The sequence below is a fragment of the Xanthomonas sp. F14 genome (assembly GCF_014199865.1).
The window spans coordinates 127,750-140,781 of the sequence record NZ_JACHOM010000005.1 but is presented as its reverse complement, the minus strand read 5'-3'; the positions used below and the strand labels follow the sequence as shown (position 1 = coordinate 140,781).

The 13,032-nt window shown below is 66.0% G+C and carries 10 protein-coding genes; 6 read left to right on the top strand and 4 right to left on the bottom strand.

What is annotated here, in order from left to right:
• Nucleotides 1-9 precede the first annotated feature (9 nt).
• From GGR73_RS17255 to GGR73_RS17245, 3 genes are read right to left on the bottom strand one after another with little or no spacing between them, the layout of a single operon-like run.
• On the bottom strand, nt 10-1,278 hold the full coding sequence (locus GGR73_RS17255; protein ID WP_184433321.1) for a DUF3526 domain-containing protein: 1,269 nt from the start codon (nt 1,276-1,278) through the stop codon (nt 10-12).
• Nucleotides 1,278-2,714 (bottom strand): DUF3526 domain-containing protein, encoded by a 1,437-nt coding sequence (locus GGR73_RS17250; protein ID WP_184458093.1) that lies wholly within the window; start codon nt 2,712-2,714, stop codon nt 1,278-1,280. The genes GGR73_RS17255 and GGR73_RS17250 overlap by 1 nt, the downstream gene beginning before the upstream one ends.
• Nucleotides 2,711-3,451 carry an ABC transporter ATP-binding protein gene (locus GGR73_RS17245; protein WP_184458092.1) on the bottom strand — a complete coding sequence of 247 codons (741 nt, stop codon included), beginning with the start codon at nt 3,449-3,451 and terminating at the stop codon, nt 2,711-2,713. The genes GGR73_RS17250 and GGR73_RS17245 overlap by 4 nt, the downstream gene beginning before the upstream one ends.
• A gap of 405 nt (nt 3,452-3,856) precedes the next feature.
• Here GGR73_RS17245 and GGR73_RS17240 point away from each other — a divergent pair, with 405 nt between their 5' ends.
• Nucleotides 3,857-5,704, top strand: coding sequence for a M14 family metallopeptidase (locus tag GGR73_RS17240; RefSeq protein ID WP_456362998.1), 1,848 nt, complete (start codon nt 3,857-3,859; stop codon nt 5,702-5,704).
• 270 nt (nt 5,705-5,974) lie between these two features.
• Here the strand turns inward: GGR73_RS17240 and GGR73_RS17235 are convergent, their stop codons facing one another.
• Nucleotides 5,975-6,901 carry a LysR substrate-binding domain-containing protein gene (locus GGR73_RS17235; RefSeq protein WP_456362997.1) on the bottom strand — a complete coding sequence of 309 codons (927 nt, stop codon included), beginning with the start codon at nt 6,899-6,901 and terminating at the stop codon, nt 5,975-5,977.
• Nucleotides 6,902-7,028: 127 nt separating this feature from the next.
• On the opposite strand from GGR73_RS17235, the gene GGR73_RS17230 reads away from it, so the two are divergent.
• The 5 genes from GGR73_RS17230 (at nt 7,029) to GGR73_RS17210 (ending at nt 13,013) form a co-directional block, all read left to right on the top strand.
• Nucleotides 7,029-7,430 carry a Rid family hydrolase gene (locus GGR73_RS17230; RefSeq protein WP_184458088.1) on the top strand — a complete coding sequence of 134 codons (402 nt, stop codon included), beginning with the start codon at nt 7,029-7,031 and terminating at the stop codon, nt 7,428-7,430.
• Between the two features lie 526 nt (nt 7,431-7,956).
• A complete protein-coding gene (locus GGR73_RS17225) occupies nt 7,957-9,126 on the top strand; it encodes a hypothetical protein (protein ID WP_184458086.1) in 1,170 nt (389 codons plus the stop codon).
• A 10-nt stretch (nt 9,127-9,136) separates the two neighbouring features.
• Nucleotides 9,137-9,565, top strand: a complete 429-nt coding sequence (locus GGR73_RS17220) for a substrate-binding domain-containing protein (protein WP_184458084.1) — start codon at nt 9,137-9,139, stop codon at nt 9,563-9,565.
• On the top strand, nt 9,562-11,694 hold the full coding sequence (locus tag GGR73_RS17215; protein WP_102251168.1) for a methyl-accepting chemotaxis protein: 2,133 nt from the start codon (nt 9,562-9,564) through the stop codon (nt 11,692-11,694). The genes GGR73_RS17220 and GGR73_RS17215 overlap by 4 nt, the downstream gene beginning before the upstream one ends.
• A gap of 581 nt (nt 11,695-12,275) precedes the next feature.
• Nucleotides 12,276-13,013: a DNA/RNA non-specific endonuclease gene (locus GGR73_RS17210; protein WP_039518674.1), complete on the top strand. Its 738-nt coding sequence runs from the start codon at nt 12,276-12,278 to the stop codon at nt 13,011-13,013.
• Nucleotides 13,014-13,032: the final 19 nt, after the last annotated feature.

Here is a 13,032-nt window from a genome sequence, read left to right as displayed (position 1 = left end):
CAGCTGCCGCTATGACGCAGGATCGGCGCTTGCATCGAAACGTGGCGCGCGCCCGAAGTCCTCGCGCGTAAACGGGCGGTCGCGGAACAGATAGCCGTAATAGAACGTCCGCAGTGCCTGGTGGTAGGCGCGGATGCGTTCCTGGTACGCCAGTTGCGCGCGCAGATCGGTGCCTGCCAGGCGCGTCAATGCAGCCTGCAACGCCACCGGCGGCAACACGCTGGCCACGCGCTGCGCCAGTGCCTCGCGCCGCTGCAAACCTTGGCGATACGCCCCGACCTGCGGGGCCACCTGTTGGTCGCCGTTTTCGTGGAAGGCGAAATACCACTTGTAGTGGAACGCGCCGGTCAGCGGCGCCGAGTCCGCCCACTGCGGGTTCTGCGCGTAGAAGGCCCGCATGGTGTGCTGGCGCGGAATGTCCCAGGCGTGGTTGACCGCCTCGCGCTGCAACCGCGCGATCTCGCTGCCTTGGTTGACCGGCACTGCCTGATTGATCGCCACATGCGCCAGCGCCGGTGCGACCAGCGCCAGCACCACCCAGCAGGTCGCCAGGGCGGTGGCATGCGCGGCGGGGCGCCAGTGGAGGCGCCCGACCAGCACCGACAGCAGCACCCAGAACAGCAGATAGGCGCAGGTCAATGCCAGCACCGCGAGCTGTTGCAGCAGCGGCACCGCATTGAGGGTTGCGGCAATCACAAACGGCACGCTCAGACACACCAGCACCGCAGCGGCACGCACCGCCACGCGCCGCACCAGCAACGCGGTGCCCGCACCCGGCAATGCGGCGAGCATGCGCGCACGCCCGGCCTCGCGTTCGCCCGAACGCAGATCGAACAGCAGCGCGATCACGAACAACGGCAACAGGAACACCAGCACGAAGGCGTAGTCGAAGCGCCCGGCCAGTGCCAGCTCCGGGTTGTAGCTGTCGCCATCGTGGATCTGCGCTTCCAGGCCCAGCGCGCGGACACGCAGGATGTACGGCGAGACATCGCGCATGCCCACCGCAGCAAATGCCAGTGGTGTGGGCACATCCCAGGTCGGATGAAAGCTGTAGTAGGCCGCGCTGCCGGCGTCGTTGGAGCGCGCCACATAGTCTTGCACCGCTGCGATGTCCTCCTGCTGCAGCGCTGCAATGCGCGCGATGTTGGCACGTTGCGCAGCGATGAGGTGCTGGCCGGAGAGCAGGCTGCACACGGTCAACACCGCCAGCAACAGCAGGCCGGCCAGCGCGGCGCGTGCGCGCAGCAACAGCAGCAGTTCGTATTTCCACAGCAGCATCAGCGCGCCACTCCCACACGCCGGCCGGCCACCACCAGCATGCACAGCGCCGCCAGCAGCCAGGCACCGACCAGGCCGAGCGCCGCGCCCGCGGCGCGCAATACCTCGGTGGTGGCCGGCGGCTGGAATGCGAACACCGGGATCGCATGCCAATGCGCGGAGGAGATGCGCTTGCGTTGGTCGGCACCGGCATCCTGCGCGGTGTCGTCGGCCATGCTCACCGCATCGGCCTGCAGCTGGTTGAGCTGCTGCACTAGCGTGTAGCGGTAATGCTCGGCCTGGTCGAGAAACCGCTCGTGCGCACGCAGGTCGGTTTCTGCCAGCGTCATCGACAGCTCGCGCAGCGCAACCGTGGGGCTCAGCAAGGCGAACGTGCGCACCAGTAGATTCTGTTGCTGTTGGATGGCCGAATCACGCGCGGCATAGCGCTCGAACAGGCTCGCGGTGAGCCGCTCGCCTTCCAGCGCCAGCAGGCCCTTGTAGTTGACCGGTAGCTCTTCCACCCGCTGCACGCCATAGCGCGCCAGTGTCTGCTGCTTGAACTGCGCAAAGTGCGGGTCATCCGGGTTGTGGCTGTCGCCGAGCGTGCGCAGGTCGCGCTGGATCGCCACATCGGTCTCCAGCCGCGTCGGCAGGCGGTACGCCGCACTGGCCGCATCCGGCGCCACGCGCGGCACCAGCAGGGCCAGCCACACCCACACCGCCAGCGACACCAGCAACGCATCGCGGCCGCGCCGGCACAGCATCGACACCGACAGCACCAACGCGCACCACACCAGCAGATACACCGCATACGCCAGCACCAGCAGCGCGACCCGCAGCGCCTGACCCGGCAACGACGCGATCGGCAGCAACCCGACCAGGGCCGGCAACAGGCAGGCAGCGGCCACCACCGCGAGCGCGAGATATTTGCCGCCGAACAATTGCCCACGCGTGGCACCCTGCAGCAACAGCGCGCGCAAGGTCCCGGTCTCCTGCTCGCGCGCCACCGCGCCATAGCCGAGAAACACCAGCAGCAGCGGCGCCAGCACCTGCAACACGAACGCGGGGGTGAGCTGGCCGAAGCGCACCAGCAGCGAGCTCTGACGCACATCGCCGAAGTTGGCGGTGTTCTGGCGATGGCCTTCCAGGAACATGCTGTTGCCGGTGAACGCGTCCACGCCGGCATCGAAGGCGGCCAACGCCGGCAACGGGCGATAGATGAAGTGGCCGTAATGCACCACCCGATGCGGGTGGCGGTCCGGCTGCGCTTCGAAGGCCTGCTGCGCGGCCAGTTGCTGGCGTGTGCGGAACTCGGCAACCTCGCGCTGATGATGCGCGGCGGTCAATGCCGCCACCAGCGTGAGCAGCATCAGCAGCACCACACCGATGGCAGCGGAACGGTTGCGCGCCATGAAACGCAGTTCCTCGCGCGCGACCAACAGCACCGGACTCACGCAGCCCGATCCTGCGCACGCGCAAAACGCGCATGCAAGCTGCGCACGTCGAAGCCGCTGTCGCCGGCACCGATGTCTTCGGCAATGCGCCCGTGTTCCAGGAACCCGATCCGGTCGGCGACATCCACTGCGCCGAGCAGGTCGTGGGTCACCATCAACACCGCGCCACCGCGTTCGCGCACGCTGCTCACCAAGCGGTTGAAGTCACCGATAGCGCGCGGGTCCAGGCCGGAGGTGGGCTCGTCCAGCAGCAACACCGGCACCTGGCGCAGCGTGGCCACTGCAATCGCCACCTTCTGGCGCATGCCCTTGGAAAACCCAGCCAGCCGCTGGCGCCAGGCCTCACGCTGCAGGCCGGCAGCGGCCAGCGCCTGGCCGATCTCGGCCTGGCTGCGGCGCTGGCCGGCCAGCGCGAGCAGATAGTCGGCATTTTCCAGCGCGCTCAGGTGCTCGTAGAGCGCCACGTTTTCCGGCAGATAGGCCAGCCGCGCACGCGCGCCGCCAGGGTCGGCGACCGGGTCGATGCCATCGACCCGCAGGCTGCCGGAGGTGGGTTTGACGAAGCCGAGCAAGCTGGAAAGCGTGGAGGACTTGCCAGCGCCATTGCCGCCCAGCAAGGCGTAGACACTGCCGGCGGCGACCTGCAGATCCAGCCCCTGCAGCACGGCGCGGTCGCGGTAGGCCACGTGCAGGTTGCTGATCGAAATGGCGGGGGCGGCTTGAGAACTGGAAAGCATGGCAAGGCAATGGCTTAACGAAATGATACGTTATCACATTGCTTTCAACGCTTGCAGGGGACCGGGCGACGCCGCGCAAGCGCCCGCCGAAGAGGCGACGCGCGGTGCGATCCCGCTTGGACGACAGCACCACAGGAAGCAGGCTGGCCGCTGCGGCTGCGCGACCGTCGACGCGAACGCGGCCCGTCAAATGTTACTGTATTACGCAAATATCCTGCTGGTTGCTGCAGTACCGGAGCAGGAACTCCCTGCACCGCGCGCCCAGGGACCAGCCCTCCGACGCACGCAGCCTGGTGCAACGCGTCGATGCGGCATCGCGCCGTCGAACGCCGCCGCCGGTACGGCCACCCAGGAGCAGCAAGCCTTGCCACGTTCTCCCTGCAATCGAGATCCCGTACGTCCCACATGACTTCCGATACGCGCCCCTCTGCCCCGCACGCCTCGCCCCCTCCCGCACCCGCTTCCGGCAACGCCGCCGGACCTGCCAGCCGCAGCACCATACGTGCCGCTGCCGGCCTGCTCGCCGCAACCCTGTTGACTGCCGCCCAGGCCAGCGCGCAGTCCATCGATACCAGCGCACCGCTGCCGCCGGTACGCGCCTGGCATGGGGCCAGCGAGGCGTTGATCGTCACACCGGACGATCCGTGGAGCACGCCGGCAGAGCGCAACGATTTCGCCAGCACCCCCAGCTATGACGAAACGCGTGCGTGGCTGGAACGCCTGGTCGCCGCCTCGCCGCTGCTGTCGCTGGAGGTGTTCGGCAAGAGCAGCGAGGGCCGTGACCTGCTGCTGGTCCGCGCGCACAAGGGCGCGCCCGGCAAGCCGGTGGTGCTGGCGCAGGCCGGCATCCACGCCGGCGAGATCGATGGCAAGGATGCCGGCCTGATGTTGCTGCGCGATATCGCGCAACGCGGCAAGGACCACCTGCTCGACCAGGTGGATCTGGTGTTCGTGCCGATCTTCAATGCCGACGGTCACGAGCAGCGCGGCCCGCTGATCGGCGCCGCATTGCGTGGCCCGCAGCAGATGGGCTGGAACACCACCACGCGCGGCATCAATCTCAACCGCGATTACCTCAACCTGGAAGCGCCGGAAACGCGCGCGATGGTCGCGTTGCTGCATCGCCTGGATCCGGCGCTTTACATCGACCTGCATGTCAGCGGTGGGCTGGATCACCAGTACGACATCACCTTTACCTTCGCCGGTTGGGGCACCTATGCGCGCTCGCGTGCCACTGCCGACTGGCTGCAGCAACGCTTCACGCCGGCGGTGAATACCGCATTGCGCAGCCAGGGCCACGAACCGTCCATCTACCCGAGCCTGATCGACGAAGACGAGCCGCGCTCGGGCCTGCGCTACGCGCCGGAAGGCCCGCGCTATTCCACCGGCTACGGCGACTTCGCCGGCATCCCCACCGTGTTGGTGGAGAACCATCGCCTGAAGTCGTACCGGCAGCGCGTGCTGGGCGACTATGTGCTGCTGGAAGCAGCACTGCGCGTGGTTGCCCGCGATGCAGGCAACATCGATGCGGCCAAGCGCGCCGATCGCGCCGCCCGCCCGCAGGAACTGATGGTGGCCTGGGAACGCCTGCAACAGCCGATCGCCCAGGTGCCGTTCAAGGGCGTGAGCTACACCCGCGCGTTGTCGCCGGTATCCGGGCGGCAGGAACTGCGCTGGGAGGGCCGCGATGAAACCTGGACCCTGCCGGTGATCGGCTATCGCCAGACCCAGGCGGTGCGCTACCCGCTCGCCTGGTGGATCCCGCCCGGCAACGACGATGTGGTGGAACTGCTCAAGGCGCACGGCATCCGCTACGAACGCCTGCAGCAGCCGCGCCAGCTCCAGGTGCAGCAGATCCGCGTAGTGAAGGATGCCGGCACGCAAACGCCGCACGCCGGGCCCGTGGAAGAAACCTTCGCCGCCGGCAGCGTCCGCGTGCCTGCCGATCAACCGATGCGCATGCTGGCGGCCGCATTGCTGGAGCCGCAGAGCAGCGACTCGTTGCTGGCCAGCGGACGTTTCCGCAATGCCGGCAGCCCCGACAGCGGCTTGTACGGCGCCGAGTTGGTGGACTTCAGCGAGCGCGTGCTGCGCAGCGACGCCGCCCTGCGCGCCGCCTTCGAACGCAAGCTCGCAGACGATGCCGCATTCCGCGCCGATGGCGATGCGCGGCTGCAATGGATCTATGCGCGCTCGCCGTATGCGGCGATCAACGGCTGGCGTTATCCGGTGCGGCGCCAGCTGGCGGAGTGACCCTGCGCATTGCCGATTGCACGCTGTGGGATCGGCAATGCGGCTTGAGCCTCTTTCGTATCGCGCATTGCGCAAGGCCAGTGGCAACGGCAACGGCAACGGCAACCGCAACCGCAACCGCATCGGCATCGGCATCGATACCGGCAGCAACGTCGCTTGCATGTCGGCAGACAGGACGCTTCACCACGCACTGCGCACTCCATCATGCGTGCGTGCCCCCGTGTCTTGCGTGCACGACCACGACCACATCAGCCACGCCACGCAGCGCGCTCAGCGCAGCGCCGGCGCTTCCACTGGCGCATGCTCGGCCATCAACGCACTCACCCACTCGATGAACACACGCAGCTTGGCGCTGACATGCCGGTTGGGCGGGAACGCGATCGACAGCGGCATCGACTCCATCCGCCAGTCCTCGAACAGCGGCACCAGTTCGCCACTGGCCACGTGCGCCCTGGCCATGTACACCGGCAACCACAGCACGCCCATGCCGGCCAGCCCGGCGGCCAGATAGGCATTGCCGTCGTCGGACGCCACCACGTAACGCCCTTGCAGGTGCACCGCCTCGCTGCCGCGCTGCATGACATAGGGCACGGTCTTGCTGCTGCGCCAGCGCATGAAGCCCACACAGCGATGCCGGGTGTTTTCCAGCTCGCGCGGATGTGCCGGCATGCCCAGCCGCTGCAGATACACCGGCGCCGCGTACACACCCGCCTGCAGGTCGCCCACGCGGCGCGCGATCAGCGACTGATCGGTGATGGTGCCGCCGCGCACCACGCAATCCACGTGCTCGCCGATCAGGTCCACGCGGCGATCGCTCACGCCCATGTCCAGCTGGATATCCGGATAACGCGCATGAAAGGCCGGCAGTGCCGGCATCAGGATCAGGCGCGCCAGCGGGCTGGGCACATCCACGCGCAGGCGGCCGCGCGGCAGCGCCGACGCATCGGACAGGCTGGTCTCGGCATCGTCCATGTCCGCCAGCAGCCGCAGCACGCGTTCGTAGTACGCCGCGCCATCGGCGGTGACATGCACCTGCCGCGTGGTGCGGTTGAGCAGCCTCACGCGCAGGCGTGCCTCCAGCTGCTGCACCAGCTGGGTCACGCTGGCCCGGCTCATGTGCAAGGTCTCGGCCGCCTTGGTGAAGCTGCCGGTCTCCACCACCCGCGCAAACGCCTGCATCGCGTCGAACCGGTCCATCGCCACTCCCGACTCCAAGATTGTTTGGATTCTACAAACAGTGCTGGTCGGCATCGCCGATTTATCGCGCGCAGGCAAGCACCTACGCTGCCTGCCTGTTCCGATTCGCCACCCGATGGAGGTCACCATGGCAACACGTGAAGCAGTTTTTCCGCAGGGGCGGCACGCGCTGTACGAGCGCCACCGCTATTCGCCGGCAGTCCGCGCCGATGGCTTGCTGTTCGTCGCCGGCCAGGTCGGCAGCCGCGAAGACGGCTCGCCGGAGCCGGAGCTGGAGGCAGAGATCGCCCGTGCCTTCGCCAATCTCGATGCCATCCTCGCCGCAGCCGGCTGCAGCACGCAGGACGTCGTCGACGTCACGCTGTTCATGCTCGACCCCGACGTGGTGTTCGAGGCCATGTGGGACAGATGGGTGAGCTACTGGGGCCCGGCGCCCTACCCCACCGTCACCGCAGTGGGCGTGACCTGGCTGGCCGGCTTCCGGTTCGAGATCAAGGTCGTGGTGAAACTCCCGACACGGCAGCAGTAAACGTTTCCAGTAACTTGCCGACTGTATCTCGTCGCGTCTGCATGCAGCCGAAGCAAATCTTCGCCGGCCGCATCGCACCGGCGATAAAGTAACTGGCACACCCACGCGAAATAACTCAGAGAACGCCACGCCTGGCTCGCCAGTGCGTGGCTTTTTTTTGCGCGCGCACTTCGGAGCAAACGCCTCTTTGTCAATTTCCCCCGGGAAAAACTCGGTTTTTTGCTTACCTCGCCCTTCACCGGCTGCGCTACTCATCGGCAGGCCTGCGATGCGGACGATTATGTCCGCCGATATTCATCCCAGCTGTTCAAAGCACCTAAATCGCGCGCCTCGATAGGGCAAAACTATCGTCAGATTCTTGTGGCGCTTTGCTTTCTTAACCGGTTTTTCCAAGTTGTAAAAATCTCGCTAAAGCAATGATGCAGACGGCCGCTACCGCAATCCAGGGCGTTGCGACGCTCATTACCGTTCTGCCCGCGCGCCTCTCATGGCGCTGCGTCCATCACCCACTCAGCCGAGATTCTCAATGAAATTGACCGTCAAGCTTCTCAGTGGCGCCATCGCCCTGGCGTCGTCGACCTGCGCCTACGCGCAGCAGGACTCGATGTTTTCCTTCAGCGGCTTCGGCACGCTGGGCGTGGTGCATTCGACCGAGGACCAGGCCGACTTCACGCCCGACATCCAGACCGTGGAAGGTGCCGGTGCCAGCCACTCCACCTCGGCACGTCCGGACTCGCGTATCGCCGGCCAGGTCAATGCCAACTTCACCGACAAGTTCACCGGCGTGTTGCAGGTGACCAGTGAGTACGCCGAACGCGGCGATTACGATCCCAAGGTCACGCTGGCGCATGTGAAGTATCAGTTCGGCCCGCAGTTCGCCGCGCGCCTGGGCCGCATCACTGCGCCGCTGTACATGCTGTCCGAGTACCAGCGCGTCGGTTACGCCACCCCGTGGGTGCGTCCGCCGTACGAGGTCTACAACTACCTGCTGCCGATGGACGGCGTCGAAGGCGTGTACACCATCAACGCCGGCGAGAGTGTGGTCAGCGTGCAGGGTTTCTACGGCCGCATCAATTCGAAGAAGGCCGATGTGTACGCCATGCGCGGCCTGGCGCTGGGCTTGGAATCGGGTGCGTCCACGTTCCGCGCCGCCTACATCGTGGGCACCACCGATTTCGATACACCGGCGCTGGATCGCCTGTTCTCGGTCTATCAGCGCATCAATCCCGCACTGGCCGATCGTCTGACCACCTATGGCGTGGACGGCAGCTTTGCCAGCCTGGGTTACGCCTACGATCCGGGCAACTGGTTCCTGCGCAGCGAAGTGATCCGCGCCGATTACTCGCCCTCGCTCAACGGCAAGACCACCTCCGGTTATCTCAGTGTCGGCGGTCGCTTCGGCACGCTGACGCCGTCGATCACCTATGCCAACGTCGATCGCAAGGGCCCGACCATCGCGGCCGGCCAGGATCCGGTCGGCGTGATGACGCGCGCACTGGCGCAGGCCGAAAGCGGCCGTCACAGCTTTACCGCATCGCTGCGTTGGGACGCGCGTGAAAGCGTCGCGTTCAAGCTGCAGGCCAGCCACATCAACAACAACGCGGGTTCGTTCGGATCGTTGAACAACATCCAGCCGGGCTTCCGTCCGGGCGGCAGCTACAACCTGCTGTCGGCCTCCGTCGACTTCGTGTTCTAAGAGAGCCCCCATGACCATTTCCAAGTGTTTTGCAGTCTCCCTGCTTGCCGCGTTGTCGCTGAGCGCGTTCTGCGCCAATGCCGATGTCGTGGTGGTGATGTCGGCCAAGGGCGGCCCGGACAGCCTCAGCGCCGCGCAGGTGTCGCAGATCTTCCTGGCCAAATCCAACAGCCTGCCCGGTGGCGGCGCGGCGGTGCCGATCGATCAGGAAGAAGGCGTCGCCACCCGCGATGAGTTCTACAAGAAGGTCGCCGCGCGCGACGCGGCACAGCTGAAGTCGTACTGGTCGCAGCTGATGTTCACCGGCAAGGCACAGCGTCCCAAGCGTGTCAGTGGCGACGATGCGGTCAAGAAGGCCGTTGCCGCCACGCCCGGCGCCATCGGTTACATCAGTGCCAGCGCAGTCGACGCCAACGTCAAGGTCGTCCTGAAGCCGTGACCCGCCACCTGCTCGAGACTCAAGTCATGAGACGCATCCTGTCGCTACCGTTGTTCTGGAAAATCCTGATGCCGGCCGCGGTGGCGATCCTTTGCCTATCGAGCTATGTGGCCTTCAGTACGCTGGTCTTTCACCGCAACAACGACCGCCTGGAAGCGGTACGCGACGTGCATTTTCCGATGCTCGACGCCATGACACGCAACGTGGCTGCGCTGGACAAGCTCATCAACGGGCTCAACGGCGCCGCTGCCGCCGGCGATGCCGACATGTTGGCGGCCACCAAGCCGGTGGCCGACGAGATCCACGCCTCCTACGTGAAACTGCAGAAATCCGATCCCGCCAATGCGACGGAGCTGGCACGCCTGGGCAAGGAGTTCGATCAGTACTACAGCCTGGCGCACGGCGTGGCCGCCGCGTTCGTGGAACAGCGCGAACCCGATGCGGCGCAGATGAGCGCCATGGCACCGGCACTGGAAACCTATCGCACCACCCTGACCGCCATGCAGAAGCGTGCCGATGCACGCTTCCGCGGCACCGTGCAGGAAGCGGTGGACAGCTCGGTGGCGGCAAGCATCGGCGGGCTGGTGCTGGGCCTGGTCGGTGCGGTGCTGTGCATCGCCTTCGGCTGGATCGTGGCACGCGCCATCACCCAGCCGCTGAACCGTGCGGTGGGCATTGCGCATGCGGTGTCGTCGGGCAAGCTGGACAACAGCATCTCGATCGACCGCAACGACGAGGTCGGCCAGCTGCTGCAGGCGATGGACAGCATGCAGCGCCAGCTGCGTCGCGTGATCCAGGCGCAGACCGACATGGGCGACAAGCATGAAGCCGGCATGGTCAGTCACCGTATCGCCGAGCAGGAATTCCCCGGCGAATTCGGCAGCATGGTGCGGGCCAGCAACGCGCTGGTGTCCAGCCATATCGCGGTGACGATGCAGATCGTCGCATTGACCGAGCGCTATGCCGCCGGCGACCTGTCGCAGCAGCTGGAGCCGTTGCCGGGCGAGAAGGCGGTGATCAGCCAATCGATCAACGATGTGCGGGCCAGCCTGTTGTCGATCAATGGCGAGATCAAGCGGCTGGCATCGGCGGCGGCGGCAGGCGACTTCAGCGCGCGTGGCGACGAGACCGCGTTCGAGCATGATTTCCGCCAGATCGTGGTGGACCTCAATCACCTGATGAGCAGCTCGGACCAGAGCCTGGGCGCGGTGTCGCAGGTATTGCAGGCGATTGCGAGCGGCGACCTGACCACGCGCATGCACGGCGACTTTGCCGGCGTGTTCGCGCGCATGCGCGACGATGCCAACACCACGGTGGACCGCCTGACCGACATCGTCGGGCGCATCCAGCATTCCTCGTCGGAGATCGATACTGCGGCCGGTGAAATTGCCGCCGGCAATCAGGACCTGTCGCGGCGTACCGAACAGCAGGCGGCCAGCCTGGAAGAAACCGCCGCCTCGATGGAGGAACTCACCTCCACCGTCAAGCAGAACGCCGAGCATGCGCGACAGGCCAACGAACTGGCACGCAATGCAGCCGGTGTGGCCTCCAAGGGCGGCGAGGTGGTCAGCCAGGTCGTCGGCACCATGTCGGGCATCGAAACCTCCTCGAAGAAGATCGCCGAGATCATCAGCGTCATCGATGGCATCGCGTTCCAGACCAATATCCTGGCCTTGAACGCGGCGGTGGAAGCCGCCCGTGCCGGCGAACAGGGCCGCGGCTTTGCGGTGGTGGCCTCGGAAGTGCGCACGCTTGCGCAGCGTTCGTCCGCTGCGGCCAAGGAGATCAAGGAGCTGATCGACGCCTCGGTGGGCAAGGTGGCCGAAGGCTCGGTGCTGGTGCACAAGGCCGGCACCACCATGACCGAGATCGTCGCCAGCGTGAATCGGGTCACCGACATCATGGGTGAGATCACCGCCGCATCCAGCGAGCAATCGGCCGGCATCGAACAGGTCAACCAGACGGTGATCCAGATGGACGAAACCACCCAGCAGAATGCAGCGCTGGTGGAGGAAGCCATGGCCGCGGCACGGGCGATGGAAAAGCAGTCCAGCACCCTGACCCAGCTGGTCTCGCTGTTCCAGCTGCAGCCTGCCAGCGCACCGCAGCTGGAAAAAGAGGTCGCATAGTCGACCCAGCAGATCGTCTCGCGACGTATTTGACGCCCTCTTCTGCGTGGACTGCAGAAGGGGGTTTTTTGTGTCCGCCAGCGGCAAACGCGGCGCAGGCACGGCAGCGTCGCAAGGCGCGCATCTTGCGCCGACGAACGGCACTGCGCTGCTCCCGACCTGACGTCTTGCGGTGTCGCCTGCCGATGTGTGCTGGCGTATCCCGACCGCGAGGCGGGCGGTTGTCCGACAACAGCAACCGCGCTCTGCTGATGGCGCAGCTATGCGTCATCGCACAAACCCTGGCGCGGAAGCACATCCGCACGCTCCAGGCATAACCGGGGGCTTATCGCCTGTCAGCCCGTATGCCGCCCAATGCGCGAGACCGGTCACATTTTTGCCGGAAAAACTGACGTGACCGCACATTCCTCACGCCTACGTCACCACCAAGCAACATTTGCATGCGATAGCTGTCGCGCTCGCTAAAAACAGCGAGCCAACTGTCCCCCTTCCAGCGCGCGTTCCGCTGAGCGTCGATCTGCCCCCCGGCAGCCGGCGAAGGCGTCGTGCGTCCGATTGATTTTCCAGGAGATTCACTGCCCATGCGCTTCCGGACTTTCTTCGCCGTTCTGCTGTTCACCGCTGCCAGTGCCAGCGCAAATGCCCAGGTCGTCACCCTCAACAAGGGCGGCTACACCTTGCGCTACGACTGCACCAACCACACCGCGCTGCGCTACGAGTACGTGCTGCAGGCCGATACCGGCTCGGCCGCGCGCCCGTCCAGTTTCAATCTGGACACCGAACTGCCCAGCGGCTGCGCCGGCCAGACCTCCACGGCCTCCTACGCCAGCGTGCGCACCGGCTACGATCGCGGGCACCTGGTGACCTCCAACCACATGGACTACAACGCGACCTACATCCGTCGCGCCAACCTGATGTCCAACATCGTCCCGCAGGTGTCCAGCTTCAACCAGGGCATCTGGGTACGCGCCGAGAACGTGGCCGAGTGTTACCGCGACATCGCCAGCGTGCAGGTCTACGGCGGTGTGATCTACAGCGACACGACCAACGATTACTTCCTGAGCAGCCACGGCATCCGCACCCCAGACTTCTTCTGGAAGACGATCATCACCGCCAACCCGGGCGGCGGCACCCGCGCGATCAGCTGGCTGATTCCCAACAGCGCCAACCTCGGTTCGCTGGACAGCTACATCGTCAGCATCGACGAACTGGAAGACCTCTACGGCGCCAGCACCATCGGCATCACCGCACCGGCCGCCGTCAAGGCCATGCTGCCCGCCACCACCTGGCCGCAGCCGAGCAATTGCGACCTGGGCTGAGGCCGGCTGCCCGCTTCTC

Bases quoted from the DNA above. Each gene is read 5' to 3' on its own strand.
- GGR73_RS17255 (WP_184433321.1), bottom strand. From the start codon at position 1,278: ATGCTGCTGTGGAAATACGAACTGCTGCTGTTGCTGCGCGCACGCGCC.
- GGR73_RS17210 (WP_039518674.1), top strand. From the start codon at position 12,276: ATGCGCTTCCGGACTTTCTTCGCCGTTCTGCTGTTCACCGCTGCCAGT.
- GGR73_RS17235 (WP_456362997.1), bottom strand. From the start codon at position 6,901: ATGGACCGGTTCGACGCGATGCAGGCGTTTGCGCGGGTGGTGGAGACC.
- GGR73_RS17240 (WP_456362998.1), top strand. From the start codon at position 3,857: ATGACTTCCGATACGCGCCCCTCTGCCCCGCACGCCTCGCCCCCTCCC.
- GGR73_RS17220 (WP_184458084.1), top strand. From the start codon at position 9,137: ATGACCATTTCCAAGTGTTTTGCAGTCTCCCTGCTTGCCGCGTTGTCG.
- GGR73_RS17230 (WP_184458088.1), top strand. From the start codon at position 7,029: ATGGCAACACGTGAAGCAGTTTTTCCGCAGGGGCGGCACGCGCTGTAC.
- GGR73_RS17225 (WP_184458086.1), top strand. From the start codon at position 7,957: ATGAAATTGACCGTCAAGCTTCTCAGTGGCGCCATCGCCCTGGCGTCG.
- GGR73_RS17245 (WP_184458092.1), bottom strand. From the start codon at position 3,451: ATGCTTTCCAGTTCTCAAGCCGCCCCCGCCATTTCGATCAGCAACCTG.